This window comes from Rothia nasimurium, from assembly GCF_004569295.1.
GTDB lineage: Bacteria > Actinomycetota > Actinomycetes > Actinomycetales > Micrococcaceae > Rothia > Rothia nasimurium_B.
In genome coordinates this window covers 32,845-50,652 of record NZ_SPQC01000011.1, presented here as the reverse complement: position 1 = coordinate 50,652, position 17,808 = coordinate 32,845, and the positions used below count along the sequence as shown (strand labels likewise).

Annotated in this window: 16 protein-coding genes; 1 reads left to right on the top strand and 15 read right to left on the bottom strand. The window is 58.5% G+C overall.

The window, feature by feature from the left end:
* Positions 1-799: 799 nt before the first annotated feature.
* The 5 genes from E4U03_RS04385 to E4U03_RS04365 form a co-directional block, all read right to left on the bottom strand.
* Positions 800-1,201, bottom strand: coding sequence for a cytochrome c oxidase subunit 4 (locus tag E4U03_RS04385; protein WP_135011849.1), 402 nt, complete (start codon positions 1,199-1,201; stop codon positions 800-802).
* 9 nt (positions 1,202-1,210) lie between these two features.
* Entirely contained in the window at positions 1,211-2,911 is a 1,701-nt protein-coding gene (ctaD, locus tag E4U03_RS04380) for an aa3-type cytochrome oxidase subunit I (RefSeq protein WP_135011847.1), read from the bottom strand.
* 10 nt (positions 2,912-2,921) lie between these two features.
* Positions 2,922-3,791, bottom strand: coding sequence for an aa3-type cytochrome oxidase subunit II (ctaC, locus tag E4U03_RS04375; RefSeq protein WP_135011845.1), 870 nt, complete (start codon positions 3,789-3,791; stop codon positions 2,922-2,924).
* A gap of 233 nt (positions 3,792-4,024) precedes the next feature.
* Positions 4,025-4,381 carry a HesB/IscA family protein gene (locus E4U03_RS04370; RefSeq protein ID WP_135011843.1) on the bottom strand — a complete coding sequence of 119 codons (357 nt, stop codon included), beginning with the start codon at positions 4,379-4,381 and terminating at the stop codon, positions 4,025-4,027.
* Between the two features lie 85 nt (positions 4,382-4,466).
* The gene (locus E4U03_RS04365) at positions 4,467-5,861 is read right to left on the bottom strand and encodes a M20/M25/M40 family metallo-hydrolase (protein ID WP_135011841.1); all 1,395 of its coding nucleotides are present in this window, start codon (positions 5,859-5,861) and stop codon (positions 4,467-4,469) included.
* 100 nt (positions 5,862-5,961) lie between these two features.
* Between E4U03_RS04365 and E4U03_RS04360 the strand changes: the two genes are divergently transcribed.
* Complete coding sequence (locus E4U03_RS04360; RefSeq protein ID WP_245207663.1) at positions 5,962-6,531, top strand: DUF3043 domain-containing protein; 570 nt, start codon at positions 5,962-5,964, stop codon at positions 6,529-6,531.
* Between the two features lie 104 nt (positions 6,532-6,635).
* Here E4U03_RS04360 and E4U03_RS04355 read toward each other — a convergent pair whose 3' ends face one another.
* From E4U03_RS04355 to E4U03_RS04310, 10 genes are all read right to left on the bottom strand, one after another.
* A complete protein-coding gene (locus E4U03_RS04355; RefSeq protein ID WP_135011837.1) occupies positions 6,636-7,721 on the bottom strand; it encodes a quinone-dependent dihydroorotate dehydrogenase in 1,086 nt (361 codons plus the stop codon).
* Between the two features lie 46 nt (positions 7,722-7,767).
* Positions 7,768-8,547, bottom strand: a complete 780-nt coding sequence (locus E4U03_RS04350; protein ID WP_135011835.1) for an isoprenyl transferase — start codon at positions 8,545-8,547, stop codon at positions 7,768-7,770.
* Between the two features lie 3 nt (positions 8,548-8,550).
* Positions 8,551-9,318: a DNA repair protein RecO gene (gene recO, locus E4U03_RS04345; protein ID WP_167752281.1), complete on the bottom strand. Its 768-nt coding sequence runs from the start codon at positions 9,316-9,318 to the stop codon at positions 8,551-8,553.
* Between the two features lie 111 nt (positions 9,319-9,429).
* Complete coding sequence (gene leuA / locus E4U03_RS04340; protein ID WP_135011831.1) at positions 9,430-11,172, bottom strand: 2-isopropylmalate synthase; 1,743 nt, start codon at positions 11,170-11,172, stop codon at positions 9,430-9,432.
* Between the two features lie 209 nt (positions 11,173-11,381).
* Entirely contained in the window at positions 11,382-12,791 is a 1,410-nt protein-coding gene (locus tag E4U03_RS04335; RefSeq protein ID WP_228065808.1) for an LCP family protein, read from the bottom strand.
* A gap of 152 nt (positions 12,792-12,943) precedes the next feature.
* Positions 12,944-14,026: a GTPase Era gene (locus E4U03_RS04330; protein WP_135011827.1), complete on the bottom strand. Its 1,083-nt coding sequence runs from the start codon at positions 14,024-14,026 to the stop codon at positions 12,944-12,946.
* Positions 14,027-14,065: 39 nt separating this feature from the next.
* On the bottom strand, positions 14,066-15,343 hold the full coding sequence (locus E4U03_RS04325) for a hemolysin family protein (protein ID WP_245207662.1): 1,278 nt from the start codon (positions 15,341-15,343) through the stop codon (positions 14,066-14,068).
* Positions 15,344-15,346: 3 nt separating this feature from the next.
* Positions 15,347-15,853, bottom strand: coding sequence for an rRNA maturation RNase YbeY (gene ybeY / locus E4U03_RS04320; protein WP_135011824.1), 507 nt, complete (start codon positions 15,851-15,853; stop codon positions 15,347-15,349).
* A gap of 4 nt (positions 15,854-15,857) precedes the next feature.
* Positions 15,858-16,958, bottom strand: coding sequence for a PhoH family protein (locus E4U03_RS04315; RefSeq protein WP_228065806.1), 1,101 nt, complete (start codon positions 16,956-16,958; stop codon positions 15,858-15,860).
* 82 nt (positions 16,959-17,040) lie between these two features.
* Entirely contained in the window at positions 17,041-17,799 is a 759-nt protein-coding gene (locus tag E4U03_RS04310; protein WP_135011822.1) for a 16S rRNA (uracil(1498)-N(3))-methyltransferase, read from the bottom strand.
* Positions 17,800-17,808: the final 9 nt, after the last annotated feature.

Below are 17,808 nucleotides of genomic sequence, written 5' to 3'. Positions count from 1 at the left end.
TTAGGGGGGTGCCCCACATGTGTTTTAACGGGCTATTGCAGGCCCTGCGTGAAAGACGCCATAGATTTCCTCTACGGGCTTCCTGGGCCTTTTAGGAGCCAAAAACTAGTTGTTGGGTTTAGCTCTGTTCCCCTACACGGCTATGACAGCTCTGGAAAAGTAGCGCGCTCTCTCTGAGGACTCATGTGATGGGCCAGTTCTGCATGAGATGCAGGGGATGAGGTGGCTCTCCCCTAGCTCACGGAGGCCGTATACCTTTGAACTGCTTTTCTGTGTATCGAGGACGCGGGGCACAGCGTGTCTCCTTTCAACCGGGGGTCGTGTCGCTGAGCGCCCGCCACAGGGATGGTCTCCCATCTCAGGGGAGCTATGCTGGCGGATGCTCTTGGCGGTTCATCACATCAGTTAAAGATTCTTTAAGCGGTTCGGCGTGTCGCACCCTTAGAGTGGGCGGGCAGAGTCAGGCTGGCTCCTGTGCCGTCCTGTGCCGTCCTGTGCCGTCCTGTGCCGTCCTGTGCCGTCCTGTGCCGTCCTGTGCCGTCCTGTGCCGTCCTGTGCCGTCCTGTGCCGTCCTGTGCCGTCCTGTGCCGTCCTGTGCCGTCCTGTGCCGTCCTGTGCCGTCCTGTGCCGTCCTGTGCCGTCCTGTGCCGTCCTGTGCCGTCCTGTGCCGTCCTGTGCCGTCCTGTGCCGTCCTGTGCCTTCCTACCACTCTCTCCTAAGCGTTCCAGACGGTACAGAAAAAGGGTGGGGCCCCTATCCGATAGGATAGGGGCCCCACCCTTTGAACCAGGTAAGGCTCTTAGTGGGCGTGGTCGCCGCGGTTGTATTCGTAAACCCAACCCAGAACAGCTGCTGCTGCGAAGGGGATGGCGATGAGTACAATCCACCAGTCGATAGCCAGACCTACAACAACGATGGTGCATGCTGCACCGATGAAGAGGGGCCACCATGACCACGGTGAGTAGAAGCCGTAGTCGCCAGCGCCATCAGCGATTTCACCTTCGAGGTTCTCGTAGGGCATGTCGGGGTGCTTCTTGTCGGTGAAGTTCAGGAAGTACCGGAGGAAGAGACACATCACGGCGGTAGCCAGAATCGCGGGGAAACCGGCCCACTCGGTGAAGTCAGTCATCAGACCGTAGACGATGCCAACGGGAATCAGGAAAACGCCGATGAAACCGAAAATCTTAGCAAGAAGTTTCACTGTGGCCTCCTAGCGTGCAGTTGCCTGGCGGGCTGCTGCAGCGATGTCGTTGTTGGTGGACAGTTCAGGGTGGTGCAGGTCAAGTGCAGGACGCTCTGAACGGATACGGGGCAGAGCGGTGAAGTTGTGGCGCGGGGGCGGGCAAGAAGTTGCCCATTCCAGTGAGCCACCGAAGCCCCAGGGGTCATCAACCTCAACACGCTTGCCATTGCGGGCGGTGGTGTAGACGTTCCAGAACCAGGGAATCATGGCGATTGCCAGAATCATGGAGCCTACGGTTGAGAGCTGGTTCATCCAGGTGAAGCCATCCTCAGGCATGTAGTCTGCGTAGCGGCGGGGCATGCCGTCGACACCGAGCCAGTGCTGGATGAGGAAGGTCATGTGGAAGCCGATGAAGAGCAGCCAGAAGTGGATCTTGCCCAGGCGCTCGTTCAGCATCTTGCCGGTGAATTTGGGCCACCAGAAGTAGAGAGCTGCGAACATACCGAAGACGAGGGTACCGAAGATGACGTAGTGGAAGTGAGCGACCACGAAGTAGGAGTCAGACAGGTGGAAGTCCAGCGGCGGGGTTGCCAGAATAACACCGGTGATACCACCGAAGAGGAAGGTAATCAGGAAGCCGATAACCCAGAGCATGGGGGTCTCAAAGGTGATGGAACCCTGCCACATGGTGCCGATCCAGTTGAAGAACTTCACACCGGTCGGAATGCCAATCAGCATGGTCATGAAGGAGAAGAAGGGCAGCATGACCGCACCGGTGACGTACATGTGGTGTGCCCACACAGTAACTGACAGAGCCGCAATAGCGATGGTTGCAAAAATCAGACCCTTGTAACCGAAAATCGGCTTACGTGAGAAGACGGGGATAATTTCTGAAACGATGCCGAAGAAGGGCAGAGCCAGAACGTAAACCTCGGGGTGACCGAAGAACCAGAAGAGGTGCTGCCAGAGGACGGCGCCACCGTTTTCGGGGTCGAAGATGTGGCCACCGAGACGGCGATCCATACCGAGGGCGAACAGGGCGGACGCCAGCGGTGGGAAGATCATGATAATCAGGATTGCGGTGATTAGGGTGGTCCAGGTGAAGACCGACATACGCCACATGGTCATGCCGGGGGCGCGCATGCAGAGGATGGTGGTCAGGAAGTTGACGCCACCCATGATGGTACCGAAGCCCTGCAGAGCCAGACCGAAGATCCAGAGGTCACCGCCGACAGAGGGACTGTAGGTGGTGCTGTTCAGCGGAGCGTATGCGAACCAGCCGAAGGAAGCTGCACCCTGGGGGGTAAGGAAGCCAGCGATGGCTACCAGTGAGCCGAACAGGAAGAACCAGAAGGCCAGGGAGTTCAGGCGGGGGAAGGCAACGTCGGGTGCACCAATCTGCAGGGGTACCAGGACGTTAGCGAAACCGGTGAACAGCGGGGTACCAAACATGAGCAGCATCAGGGTGCCGTGCATGGTGAAGAGCTGGTTGAACTGTTCCTTGGTTTCGAGGAACTGCATACCGGGGGTGAAGAGCTCCAGGCGCATAAGCAGAGCCATGACACCGGCAAAGCAGAAGAAAATAAACGCGGCGATCAGGTACATGTACCCGATGGTCTTGTGGTCGGTGGAAGTCAGCCAGTTGACGATGATTCGTCCCTTGGACTTAGGAACCACCCGCGGGACAACGCTACCGGTTGTCTCAGCTGAATACTCAAGAGTAGTCACGGGTTACCTCTTAGTTGTTGGTGTTCATGTTGGGGTTACGGTTGTACTCGTCACCCAGGCGGCCAATGTTGCCTTCATCTTCCAGTGACTGGATGTAGGCGTCGTAGTCTTCCTGGCTGACAACTTCAACGTTGAAGAGCATCTCTGAGTGGTACTCACCGCAGAGTTCGGCGCACTTACCCTGGTAGCGAGCGGGCTCGGAACCGGTGGTGAAGTACATGTGGTTGGTCATGCCGGGAATGGTGTCGCGCTTCTCGAGGAAGGCGGGAATCCAGAAGGAGTGGATGACGTCACGGGACTTGAGCTGCAGGTCTACGGTTGAGTTGACCGGCAGGTAGAGGGTGGGGAGGGTTTCCTCAACGCCTACGTTGCCTTCCTTGTCGAGGCGAGCCTGGACACCAGCGAAGTAGACGTTTTCGTCGAGGTAGTTGAAGTCCCATGCCCACTGCTTACCGTAAACCTCGATGGTGATATCGGCGGTTTCAGACTTGGGCGCGGTGATTTCGCGCTCGGCACGGTCTGAGAAGGTGAAGAAGCTGACGATCAGGATGATCGGGATAGCGGTGTAGAAAATTTCCAGCGGAGCGTGGTAGCTCACCTGGCGGGGGTAGCCGGTTTCGTACTTGCGACGGCGGTAGGCGATGATGCACCAAAGCATGAGGCCCCAGGTCACAAGACCTACAGCCAACGCGGCGATCCATGTACCAATCCAGAGGTCCATGATGGTATCGGCGTTATCGGTTACACCACGCTGAGTGGGCAGCCAGCCCACTGATACCTGTTCTGAACAACCGGTCAAGAGCAGCGCTGAAACGGCTGTGGCAACGGCTACTGCCTTGCCCTTAAGCCCCTTGCTGCTGGTTCGATGCTGCGAACTCACAGACGGCCCTTCCTGTAGCGATGTGCGTGTCACCTGGTGCTGTGTGTGGACAGCATTAACCCAGGTGTTAATTCTTTCAATACGAGCTTACCCTCAAACGGGCGTTTCTGGTGACAACCTGTCAATGAACTGACGTGTCATTACATAAGTATTTCATGTTTGGGTGGGCTGAAACAGAAAAGTGGGGGTATGCCGGAGCATACCCCCACCTGTGAAGCGGGCTGGGCGGACGCTTAGTGGAAGGAATCTCCACAGGCGCAGGAGCCCTGGGCGTTGGGGTTATCGATGGAGAACCCCTGTTTCTGAATGGTGTCTTCGAAGTCGATGGTTGAGCCTTCGAGGTAGGGAACACTCATACGGTCAACGATGACTTCTACGCCGTCGAAGTTGCGGACGGCGTCGCCATCGAGCACACGCTCATCGAAATAGAGCTGGTAAATCAGGCCTGAACAGCCACCGGGCTGCACGGCGATGCGCAGGCGCAGGTCGGTGCGTCCTTCCTGCTCAAGCAGGGAACGAACCTTACCGGCTGCAACCTCGGTGAGGTTAACGCCGTGGGTGGGGAGATCTTCAAGTACTGCCTCAGACATGAGCAATCCTTTCGTGGGGTGTTTTGATGTCAATCTTACGCCTCTTGGGTACGGGGCGCGAGATGTTCGCAGTCAAGTGAATTCCCTAGTTGGCGGCGTGAGCTGCCGCCAGCATAAGGGCCTCAGCCAGGATTGCCTTCTGGAAGTCGGGGATGAACAGAGACTCGTTGGCGCTGTGGGCGCGGGTGTCGGGGTCTTCGATGCCGGTAATCAGAATGTGGGCCTCGGGGTAGACCTCGGTGAGGGTCGCAATGAAGGGGATGGACCCGCCCATGCCGGTGGTGACAGGCTCAACTCCCCAGGCCTCCCCCAGCGCCGCCAGGGCTAGCTGGGCACCACTGCCGGAAAGGTCGGCCTGGTAGGGCTGGCCGGAGTCCTCGGCATGGTAGGTCACCTCTGCCCCGTGATGGTTGTGGCGGGCAAAGTGCTCGGCAAGTGCCCGGTGGGCTGCAGCGGGATCCTGTCCGGGAGCCAGGCGGACGCTGATGCGCGCCTTGGCTGTGACAGCAATGGTGTTTGAGGACTCGGCAACCGAGGTGATGTCCATTCCGATGACGGAGATAGCGGGCTGGGACCAGAGGCGGGAGGAGATGGAACCCTGACCTGCCAGGTTCATGCTGCCGAGAATGCCAGAATCGGTACGGAAATCAGCCTCAAGATATTCAACGTCAGGTTCAGGTGCAGTAACCAAACCTTCAACTGCAACTGAACCTTGAGTATTGTGCAGGGTAGCAAGCAGTTGGACGAGGACGGTATTGGCATCCAGCAGGGGTCCGCCGAACATGCCGGAGTGAACCGAGTGGCTGCTCACGCGTACAGAAATATCAGCGCTCGCCACACCCCGCAGGCCCGCGGTAAGGGCCGGTACACCGGTTTTCCAGTTAGCCGAGTCTGCTACAACGATGTAGTCGCCAGCAAGCTTGTCGCGGTAGGTATGCAGGAAGCTATCAAAGCTGGGTGAACCAGCCTCTTCCTCACCCTCGATAAAGAGGGTAACGCCAACCTTAAAGTCGTCGCCCAGTACTTCACGCGCAGCCTTAAAAGCGGCCAGATGGGCGATGACGCCGGCCTTGTCGTCCGCAGCCCCACGGCCGTAGAGGCGATCGCCCTTGCGAGTGGCGACAAAAGGCTCGGTCTCCCAGAGGGAGCGGTCGCCAGCAGGCTGCACATCGTGGTGGGCATACAGTAAGAAGGTGGGGAAACCAGGTGCAGCCGGTGAGTGGGCTACGACCGCAGGCATACCCTGCTGGCTTTCCCCGTAGGTTGCTGAGAGGATCTCAACGCTTTCAAAACCGGCGTCCTCTGCCAGGCTCTTCACCTTTTCAGCGCTGCGCTGTACCTCGGTAAGATCAAAAGACTCCCAGGCAACAGAAGGGATGGACACGAGCTCAGCTAGATGTTCAAGCTGAGCTTCAAAGTTCTCTTCGATGTAGGTTGCTAGAGCCGGGCGGGCAGAAAAATCAAAATCGTGTGTTGTCATACATCTCAGAATACGCTCTGACTGTATATCTACGCACGAACTTGGTTATTCTTAAGGAGTGTTTGGTCGTAATAAGAAATCATCAGAAAATGCTGGTTCTGTGGTTGCCGACGCTACCCCGGTAGCAAGCGAAACCCCTGAAGCCACCCAGTCGGGGTACACCGCGCCCAAGGGGCGTCCTACCCCTTCCCGTAAAGAACGTGAAGCTGCCCGCCGCACTCCCTTGGTTCCCGCAGATCGCAAGGCTGCAAAGGACGCCCAGCGTGAAGCTGACCGTGAGTTCCGGGCAAAGCAGCAGCAGGCCCTGCAAACCGGCGATGAGCGCTACCTGCCCGCCAACGATCGTGGCCCCCAGCGCCGCTACATCCGTGACTACGTTGATGCCCGTTTCAACGTAGGTGACATCATGATTATCGTCATCCTGGCTGTCTTTATCGTGGGCCTTTTCTCCCCCAGTATGCAGCAGTACACTATCTTGCTGATGTGGGGCATGATTCTGCTCTGGGTCATCGACTACATGATTATGTGGCGCGGACTCAAGAAGAAGTTGACTGAAAAGTTTGGCTCCATCGAGCCCCGCTCCGGCTTCTACGCCTTCAACCGCGTCATGATGATTCGCCGTTTCCGCCTGCCCAAGCCTCAGGTTAAGCGCGGCGAATACCCCAAGTAAGGCCACGACGGAGTAAATCCGCTAGCTTTCAACCTTAAATTCAAAGGGGCGCTACCTCTCTAGAGAGGTAGCGCCCCTTTGTGTCATAATCTCACGTGTCTAGTCTAGCGGGTTTTCCGCAATTTCAATAGTCCACGATTAATATGAGCTGCCCACAGGGGGCCTTCGTAGATGAAAGCAGAGTAACCCTGCACCAGATTGGCGCCCGCATCCAGGCGATCGGCGACGTCCTGAGCGGTGGTAACGCCACCTGCTGAGATAAGAGCCAGTTGGTCCCCCACCTCAGCTTTCAGCAGACGGAGAACCTCAAGGGAACGTTTCTTCAGGGGCTCGCCTGAGAGGCCACCCGCGCCAATTTCCTCAACCTTAGCTCGAGAGCTAACCAGGCCCAGCCCTTCACGGGCAATCGTGGTGTTCGTGGCGATAATGCCATCTAGCCCCAGGCGCAGAGCCATTGCGGCAACGTCCTTAATATCTTCATCGGCCAGATCAGGAGCAATCTTCACGACCAGGGGTACACGGCGCCCCTGCACAACGCGGTCGGCTTCAGCACGTACAGCCTCAAGTAGAGGTTCAAGGGTCTCAATCGCCTGAAGGTCACGCAGACCCGGGGTATTCGGCGAACTGACATTCACAGCGAGATAGTCAGCCTGGGGTGCAAGAACCCGAGTGCTCACCAGGTAGTCCTCGATGGCGTCCTCAAGGGCTACCACCTTGGTTTTACCGATATTGACACCAATAACGGGGCGTACCTTACCCCGATATTCGGCTTCAAGGTCCGCGCGGGCGGCAGCAACACGGGGTCCAGCTGCTGCCGCACCATCGTTATTGAAGCCCATGCGGTTAATAATGGCCTTATCATCTACCAGACGGAAAAGACGGGGCTGGGGGTTGCCCGGCTGAGCCTGACCGGTAATCGTACCGATTTCAATGTGCCCAAAACCCAGGTTACCTAGCGCCGGAATCGCCTTACCGCCCTTATCAAAACCAGCGGCAACACCGAAAGGCGAGGGGAAAGTAAGGCCCATGACCTCGGTAGCCAGTGACGGGTGAGGCGCAAAGTAGCGGCCCCCCAGGCGAGAAATACCGGTGCGGCGAAGGGTCTGCACCCCCCACATGCCCACATGGTGCGCCTTCTCGGCGTCCATGGGTTTGAAGAAGAGTTTGAACAGGGTTGGGTAGATCCGCATATCGGACCCCTTTCAGCCGCGGCTTTCGCCTAGTGTGGGAGGAAACTTAGGGTTGGGTCACCTTATCAACGGCCCCACCGTAGCGGCGGTCACGGCGGGCGTATTCTTCTACCGCCTGCCACAGTACCGTACGGTCAACATCGGGCCAGAGCACGTTCATAAAGACCATCTCGGCATAGGCACTCTGCCAGAGAAGGAAGTTAGAGAAACGCTGTTCACCAGAGGTTCGGAGGAAAAGATCAACATCGGGCAAATCAGGTTCGTCGAGGTAGTTCTGGAAGATTTTTTCGTTGACGTGCTTGGGCTTGAGGCGGCCGGCTGCGACGTCCTCGGCAATCAGGGCGGCGGCGTCCGCAATTTCCGCTCTACCCCCGTAGTTGACGCACATGGTCAGGGTGCACAGGGCGTTGTGCTTGGTTTCTTCTTCGCACTTTTCGAGCAGGTTGATGACCGACTTCCAGAGCTTGGGCCGACGGCCAGCCCAGCGGATGCGAACCCCCCAGCTCTTGAGGGTCTCTAGCTGACGCTCTAGAACCTCAGAGGAGAACCGCATGAGGAAGGCGACCTCGTCAGGGCTACGACGCCAATTCTCGGTTGAAAAGGCGTAGGCAGAAACATAGGGAATACCCATTTCGATAGCACCAGCCACCACATCGAGCAGGGCGGCTTCACCGGCTCGGTGGCCCTCATTGCGGGGTAGGCCGCGTTCGTTGGCCCAGCGTCCGTTGCCATCCATTACCACGGCCACGTGTTGGGGCACGAACTTGCGCGGAATCGCAGGGGCTACGGCGTCGCTGGGGTGGCTGTAGGGCTTCACCTGTGTCATCTACTAGATTTCCTTCTCTAGGGTGGTCAGAGTTTTGAGCGGCTGTTCAAGCTGCCACTGCACATAGTCCATGATATGCCGTTCTGCCCTCTGCCGGAGTGCGGGCGGGTGCTCGCTCAAAATGCTGGGCCAGTCGCCGGTGGCTAGAGCCGCTAAATAGGCCGGTTCTTCAGGAGCCAATGGGCTGAGCTGAGGGAAGTCCCCGGTACGCGCACACCCGGTACACAGCACCCCCAGGGAGGGGGAAAAATAGGTGAGGTCATCCACACTACCGCAAGCGGCACAGGCACCAATGGCCATGCTCCAGCCCGCACTGTGCAGGGCTCGCAACAGGTAGGAATCAAGGACGCGGTGGGGCGGGTAGGTGCCCCGAGCTAGGGCTGAGAGGGCCCCGGCTAACAGCGTGAACTGCTCATCCAGGCGCTCTTGTTCGTGGTTGAGAAGTTGTTCTGCCACCTCGGCTAAGACAGTCGCGACCGTGTAGCGGGTGTAGTCGTTGATAATCGGCCCCAAATAGGCGCGGCGGGTAACAACTTGCGAAATTGTGGCGAGGTTTTTGCCGGGGGACGCCGAAATATCGACCAGCATAAAAGGCTCGAGCCGGGCACCAATCTTTGAGCTACTCTTGCGCACTCCCCTGGCTACTGCATGTAGAATCCCCCGCTGCCGGGTAGCCAGGATAATAATGCGGTCGTGCTCCCCCAAATCCTGGGTACGTAAAACAATAGCGCTATCACGAATGGTCTTAGTCGTAGATAGCGCTGAAGTCACGTCTTTATTCTCCCACATTCAGTATGCCAGGTCTCTACCCTGATCTGTTATACGGGGCACTATCAAAAGGTGGGCCGCACCGGAAGTCCCGGCACGGCCCACACTTATGCTCTACTCAGCAGAGTCACGCAGTGCGCGGTTCACCGCTGAAATCATCGCCTTGAGTGAAGCACGGGTAGTTGAACTGTCGATACCGATACCCCACAGCACCCTGCTACCCACTGCTGCCTCAATGTATGAGGCTGCCTGGGCGCTCGCAGCAGAAGCCAGGGTATGCTCCGAGTAGTCGAGCACGCGGACGTCCACGCCCTCCTTGGCTAAAATTGACTGCAGGGCCTCGATGGGGCCGCTACCCTGACCAACTCGGTTGTAGGTATGGCCAGCAATATTCAGGCCAACCCGCATGGTAGTCTCTCCGTGCTCCTCAGAGTCAATAGAGAGCGATTCAATGCGGTACTTGCCCCAGCGGGCGTCCGCCTCCCTGCTCGGCAGGTACTCATCGGCAAAAATATCCCACAGGGCCTTGCTCTCAACCTCGCCGCCCTGGGCATCGGTCTGAGCCTGCACAATAGCAGAGAACTCCTGCTGGGCGCGCTTGGGCAAATCGAGCCCAAAGTCCTTCTTGAGCAGGTAGGCCACACCACCCTTGCCCGACTGGGAGTTCACACGAATCACAGCCTCGTAGGTACGGCCCAGATCCTTGGGATCAATGGGCAGGTAGGGAACAGCCCATACCAAATCATCGACGCTCTTACCCTGCTCGGCAGCGTCCTTCTCCATACGCTCGAAGCCCTTCTTGATGGCGTCCTGGTGTGAGCCTGAGAAAGCGGTGAAAACCAGGTCACCACCGTAGGGGGAACGCTCGTGAACGGGCAGCTGGTTGCAGTACTCAACGGTTCGACGAATCTCGTCGATATCGGAGAAGTCAATTTCGGGGTCGATACCCTGGGTGTACATGTTCAGGCCCAGGGTAATCAGGTCGACGTTACCGGTGCGCTCACCATTGCCAAAGAGGCAGCCCTCAATACGGTCTGCACCGGCCAGGTAGCCCAGCTCAGCCGCAGCTACACCGGTGCCCCGGTCATTGTGGGGGTGCAGGGAGAGGATGACGTGCTCCCGGTTGGTCAGGTTTCGGCTGACCCACTCTACGGAGTCGGCATACACGTTAGGGGTAGCCATCTCAACGGTGGCAGGAAGGTTGATAATAACCTCGTTGCCCTCGCCAATACCCAGCTCGTCGGTGACAGCGTTGCAGACCCGCACCGCGTATTCCAGCTCGGTGCCGGTGAAGGACTCAGGTGAGTACTCGTAGGTGATCTTGGTGTCGCCAGCCAGCTGCTCTTCGTACTTCTTGCAGAGACGGGCACCGGTGAGGGCGATGTCCAAGATGCCGTCCTGGTCCTGGTTGAAAACCACGCGGCGCTGCAGCACAGAGGTGGAGTTGTAGAAGTGGACGATAGCCTTGGGGGCCCCGTCGATAGCCTCAAAGGTCTTCTGGATCAGGTGCTCACGGCACTGTACCAGCACCTGGATGGTGACGTCGTTAGGAATGTGGCCCTCTTCGATGAGGGTACGCACGAAGTTAAAGTCGGTTGCCGAAGCTGAGGGGAAGCCGACCTCAATTTCCTTGTAGCCCATCTTGACCAAGAGCTTGAACATGGCGAGCTTGCGCTCGGTATCCATGGGGTCAATCAGGGCCTGGTTACCGTCACGCAGATCGACAGCGCACCAGCGGGGGGCCTTGGTCATGGTCTTGTTAGGCCAGGTGCGGTCGGGCAATGAAACCTGAATCTGCTGGTCAAAGGGCACGTACTTGTGCACGGGCATGGGTGAGGGCTTCTGAAAGTTTTTCATCGTAATGACCTTAGATGTTGAGATCGGTGAGGAAGGGGTATCGTCCCGGGTAGCACTGACCCGTATCGAAGCTACACCCGGGGCGCTTCGATACGGCAGATAAGGAGTACCAGTGTTATCTCACTCATACTGTCACGGTATCACGCAGAGACGGGCGGCAGCAGAACCTGCCGCCGCCCGTCCACTATATGGAACCGCTGGGTGGGTGCTTAGTAGCTGAAGGACTGCTGGCAGGTTACCTGGTCAGCAGTCTGGCCGGTAGCCCCGGCCGCAATCTCCGAGGTGGGTGCGGCAATGGTATCGCTCTCAGCCAGGTCCGACCCCAGAATAACGGCAATACCCACGTACTGATCCGAGGGGGTCAGCGAAGTGATGCCGAAGAGGTCAGCAATAGCCTGAGCCTCAGCGTCGTAGCCGTAGGGGTAGTAAATCGCCGACTCGGTGTAGACCGCATCGGTGGTATCTACCGTGACCGAGGTAAAGCCAGCCTGCTCAATCTTGGGGGCTAGCTCTTCGGCGCGGTTTTCTACACCGGTGGCGTCGGTGACGCTCACGCCCAGGGAGTAGGCCAGCTCAGCAGCTGGGGCGGACGATTCACTCGCGCTGGTAGTAGCAGCGGGGGCAGGCTCTACGAGGGATTCGTCCTTTTGAAGCTTGGTGAAGAAAGCCTCTGCATCGGCAGAGAGCTGGAGCTTGTTCTCGTCGTAAACGTAGGGTTCGTTGGGGACGGTTGCAAAGACGACCTTGCTCAGGTCGATGTTGGCAAAGATAGCGCCGATGCTCACCAGGTTACCCAGGTTAGTCAGTTCCTTATCGACGGTGACGTTCTGGGTAATAGCCTCAGCGATGTTGAGTAGCATAGCCGGGTTGGTGAGAGTTCCCTCAGCCTGGACCTTCCGCAGCAGGGAGGCGAGGAAGCTCTGCTGGGCCTGGATACGGGCGGTGTCGCTGCCGTCGCCAAAGCCGTGACGAGAACGTAGGAAGGCCAGGGCTTGTTCACCCTCAACGCTGGAGGTGCCGGCGGGGAGCTTGAGCCCGCTGTAGGTGTCGTCAATCGGCTCGGTCACACAGACCTCAACGCCGCCCACGACGCTCGATAGGGCTTTGACGGCGTTAAAGTCCACCAGCATAAAGTGGTCGATAGCTACGCCAGTGAGATTGCTGATTGTGGCCACGGTGCAGCCGGGACCACCGCGTTCGAGAGACTCGTTGATCTGGGTTTCTGTGGTGGCCGGGTAGACCTCACCGGTTTCGGCGTCCGTACACTTGGGGATATCCACCATCAGGTCGCGGGGGAAGGAGATGACGTTGACGTTTGAACGGTCTTCGCTCACCTGAACCAGCATCATCACATCGGAGCGGGCCCCAGATGCGGCGTCCTCAGCAGTACCGTAGGCCCCGTTGTTACCGGCACGGGTATCGGAACCAATCACGAGAATATCGAGAGGGCCACTGGCAAGGTCCGACGAGAGCTCACCAATGTTCATCTCGGCGATCTGCACGTTGCTACGCAAACGCACCAGGGCAAAACTGCTAAAGGCAACCACCATGGCGAGAAGGGCAACGCACGATAGCGCTATCCACTTGACCCGCTGGGACTTGAGAGGCTGGTTGCTCATATGACGCCCCAGAGGCGTAACAACTCGCTGCGGGGGCTGACCCTGTGGCGCCATAAAAGGTATCTCCGATTCGTCTACGGTACGGGGGACCGATTCTTCAGCCCAGCTTAGGGGATAAAACTGGGAGGAAACTCCTGATAAGAGGGGAAAACTTAGAAGCCTAGCTTGCCCAGAGCACGGGGGTCGCGCTGCCAGTCCTTGGCAACCTTCACGTGAATGGAGAGGAAGACCTTGGTGCCGAGTAGAGCCTCAATGTTCTTACGGGCAGTTTGCCCGATTTCTTTCAGGCGAGCTCCCCGCTTGCCAATGATAATTCCCTTTTGGGAGTCTCGCTCCACAAAGAGGTTCACGTGAATGTCGAGCAGGGGGTTCTCCTCGCTCCGACCCTCGCGCAGTTCCATTTCTTCAACGGTGACAGCTACTGAGTGGGGCAGTTCGTCCTGCACGCCTTCCAGAGCTGCTTCTCGCACCAGCTCAGCTACCAGGGTGGCCTCAGGCTCGTCGGTCAGCTCACCGGTGGGGTACAGCGGGGGTGAGTCGGGCAGGTAGGAAGAAAGGAGCTTCGCGACCTCTTCTACCTGGTAGTCCTTGACCGCAGAAACCGGGATGATATCTGCCCAGCCGCCACGGCCGTCATTAACGGGAACAGGCGCAGCCTTACCCTTCTCGCGAGTAGCGGCCGGGCCGCTGCCTTTACGGAAGGGAAGCTCCTCCCCCTTCTTCTTGCGTTCCTGGCGTTCGCGGCGCTGCTGGCGGGCAGCCCGTTCAGCGCTCATAATCTCATCGCCCAGCGCCGAAACGGCAAGAAGCTGCTCGGTCAGCTGCTCATGGCCCACCTTATCGGCCTTGGTGATGATAGCGACGATGGGCTTGTTGCCCGAGGCAGCCAGCTGTTGCGCAATGTAGCGGTCGCCGGGGCCGATTTTTTCGTCGGCAGGAATGCAGAAACCAATGACGTCGACCTCAGAGAGAGTCTGCGCCACCATGTCGTTCAGACGCTCACCCAGCAGGGTACGGGGGCGGTGCAGGCCGGGAGTATCAACCAGCACCAGCTGGAAGTCCTCCCGGTGCACAATACCGCGGATGGTGTGGCGGGTAGTCTGCGGGCGGTTGGAGGTAATAGCGACCTTCTGCCCGACCAGCGCATTGGTGAGGGTTGACTTACCGGCGTTGGGGCGGCCTACCAGAACGGCAAAGCCCGCAGTGTAGTCGTCGGGGAAGGAAGCAAACTCCATGCAGATACTCCAATGATGAGATTAAGTAATGTCTTGGCTTTACTTTACAGGGTGTTGCGGCGCAGGGTCTGCCCAAACAGAGAGCGTGCCAATCTTATTGCGGCGCCCACGAGAACCAATAGCCTTAATGTGAATACCCTCAACAACAACTTCGCTACCGATAATCGGTACCCGACCCAGGTGTTTAGCTAGCAGACCGCCCACCGTGTCGACGTCCTCATCATCAAGTTCTAGGCCGAAGAGCTCGCCCAGCTCCCAGATGCTCAGGCGGGAGCTGATCTTGAAGGTGCCGTCCTCTTGCAGGGTGATTTCGGGCTTCTCGTTGTCGTATTCATCAGAGATATCGCCGACCAGTTCTTCAATGAGGTCTTCTAGGGTCACGAGGCCGGCAGTTCCGCCGTACTCGTCAACCACTACGGCGACGTGGGTAGACTCACGCTGCATTTCTTTGAGCAGATCCATCACGCGCTTGGATTCTGGCTCATAGCGGACCGGACGCATCAGAGAGGTAATACCCAGGCTCTTGAGGTCTGCTCCTGCCTCGCGCGAGGCGGCCAGGGCATCCTTGAGGTAGAGCATGCCACGCACATCGTCAAAGTACTCCCCCAGCACCGGCACACGGGAGTAGCCCGACCGCAGGAAGAGGGAGATAGCGTCGTCCAGGCTTTCGGTCACGTCAACCGTCACCATATCGGCACGCGGCACCATAATTGAGCGGATGCGGGTCTCATCGAGTTCAAAGATGGACTGCACCATCTCGGCCTCGTCGTCCTCAATAGCCTCAGAAGAGCTAGCGCGGTCAACGAACTCAAGAATCTCATCTTCAGTGAAAATGCCGGTAACCTGCTCGGAGTCCTTGGGGCTGACCTTGCGGGACAGGGCGGTGAGAGCGGACGAGAAGGGGCGGGTCAGCACGCCCAGCCCGTAGACCACCCCGGCCATCGCCGAGAAGACCTGAGTATGCTTGGTGCGGCCCACCAGGCGGGGTGCAACCCCGAAGAAGGCAAAGACCACAACGGTCATGACCAGCAGGGTGACCAGGACGCTCACCCAGGTGCGGCTGAACAGGTCGTGGACCAGCAGGAAGAAACAGACGACCGAAGACACCTCAGCCAGGACCCGCCAGATACGCAGGGACCGGAAGTAGGGCTCAGGGTCAGCGAGAATAGCCCGAATGCTCTTGTTATCGGGCTCCTCCCCCAGGCGCTGGGCCTCAGAGTGGGGCAGGTAGGTGTAGGACGACTCAACGGCGGTGAGCAGATAGCCCACCAAGACTAAGAGCAGGACGGCACAGGCCAGCAAAGCAGAAGAAAGCACCGGTTAGTGCCTCGTCTCTACAGGTGCCGGGCGCCCCAGGAACTCTTCAAGAATGATGCGCTGAATACCGAACATTTCAGCCTCTTCTTCCGCCGTGGCGTGGTCATAGCCCAGGCAGTGTAGGATGCCGTGGGTGGTAAGCAGGCAGAGCTCATCGAGGGTGCTGTGGCCGGCGTCCGCCCCCTGGCGAGCAGCAATGGGCGGGCACAAGACAATATCACCGAGGACGCCGGTGGCCGGCTGATCGTCGGTACCGGGGGTGAGCTCGTCCATGGGGAAGCTCATCACATCGGTGGGGCCGGGCAGATCCATCCAATCGATGTGGATGCGCTCCATTTCGCTTTCGCCCACAATAGCGATAGACAGCTCGGTCTCAGGCGAGACCTTCAGATGGGTAAAGGCGTGGGTTACCAGCTTCTCCAGCACACCGGTATCGACAGCCTCAAAAGACTCACGCACAAAGTCGCTCGCCTCTGCTCCGGGCTCTTCAATATCAAACTCAATATTCACGGGGCTAGGCCTTCTCTTCGGGGGTTACATCGATACCTGACTGCTGCAGCAGCTTTTCGGCCGCAGCCTCAATGGTCTGGCGCTTAACCTTGCGATTGCGGCGGCGCTCCATCGAGGTCTTGGCATCGTCCCACTTATCGTAGGCACTCACAATATCCGAGACCAGGGAGTGGCGCACCACGTCCTCGGCCTGCAGAACCGCGAAATGGATATCGTCAATACCCTCAAGAATCTGACGAATCTGCTTCAGACCTGAGGCCTGACCACCGGGCAGGTCCACCTGGGTGACGTCACCGGTAATCACCATCTTGGAGCCAAAGCCCAAACGGGTCAGGAACATCTTCATCTGCTCCACCGTAGTGTTCTGCGCTTCGTCCAAAATAATGAAAGCGTCGTTCAGAGTACGGCCGCGCATATAGGCCAGAGGCGCCACCTCAATGGTCCCGGCTTCCATCAGGCGGGGAATGGTTTCGGGGTCTATCATGTCGTGCAGCGCATCGTAGAGCGGGCGTAGATAGGGGTCAATCTTCTCGTTCAAGGACCCAGGCAGGAAGCCTAGGCGCTCGCCAGCTTCAACAGCGGGGCGGGTCAGAATGATGCGGTTGACTTCCTTTGACTGGAGGGCCTGTACCGCTTTGGCCATAGCCAGGTAGGTCTTACCGGTACCTGCTGGGCCGATACCAAAGACCACGGTGTTGGCATCGATGGCATCGACATAGGACTTCTGGTTAATGGTCTTCGGGCGAATATTCTTGCCCCGGGAGCTCAGAATATTCTGGCTAATCGCGGTAGCTGGGTGGGAGAGGCTGGAGGTCATCATGCCCATGATGCGCTTGACCACCTCACCGGTGACCTGGGTGTCGTTCTCTACCAAAATGGTGAGTTCAGCCAGCAGACGGACGGTGGTGGCTACGGTTTCTGAGGGGCCGGTAACGATGACGTCTAGCCCTTTGGGGCGAATGGTGAGCCCGGGGAAAGCCTGCTCGATTAGGGTGATGTTTCCGTCGTGGGGGCCAAGCACCGCGACCATCTCTTCGGTTGACCGGAAGGAGAAGGTGCGGGCAACAGAGAGGGGGCGGCTACTAGCCGTAGATGAGGTAGTCATAGATGCCCGTGCGGGCTGTCAGAGCTCCTTGAAATACAAAGCGTACGCGGTAGTTCTTACTTTACCTGTAGCAGAACGGGGTTTACCAGCGTCCTAACGCAACGTTGAGGGCAGAAATAGCAGCTGCCCCGGCGGTGGAACTGCGGAGGATTTCTGGGCCAAGTAGCACCGTGTGGGCACCGGCTTTCGCAAGCAGGTCAAGTTCTCGGGGGCTGATACCGCCTTCGGGGCCCACGATGAAGTAGACCTCTTTCACCCGATCGGTCAGATGCCGCTCAAGTGCTTGGGTGAGACGGTAGTCTGCCTGCTCGTGGAGAACCAGGAAGAGACCGTCCTCCCCCAGCTCGTGGGCAAGATCGGCTAAATCTGCGGTCGAGTGCTGCTCGTAGACCGGGGGAAGCAGGGCCCGGCGGGACTGCTTAGCTGCTGCCCGCACCGTATTCTGCCACTTGGCCCGCGCTTTGACAGCCCGCTCCATCTTCCAGCGCACAATTGACCGGTCGGCGCTCCAGGGCACAATACCGTGGGCGCCCAGCTCGGTGGACATCTCAATGGCCTGGATATCCCTATCCCCCTTAGCCAGGGCCTGCACCAGGTATATCTCTACCCCCACCGTATCTTGGGTTAGCTCGAGGACCTCAAGCATGGGGCCGTCTTGACCCAGCTCAGTAACCCGGGTGATAGCGCGGTTGCCCTCACCGTCTACCACGTCGAGCCCTTCTCCGAGCTCCGGACGTTTAACGAGGGCATGGTGCCCCTCGTCGCCGGTCAAGTGCAGGGTGGTACCTGGCGTCAGGGCAGCCAGCTCGTCAGGTTCGATGTAGTAGACAGCGTTGCTCATGGGGCCGTC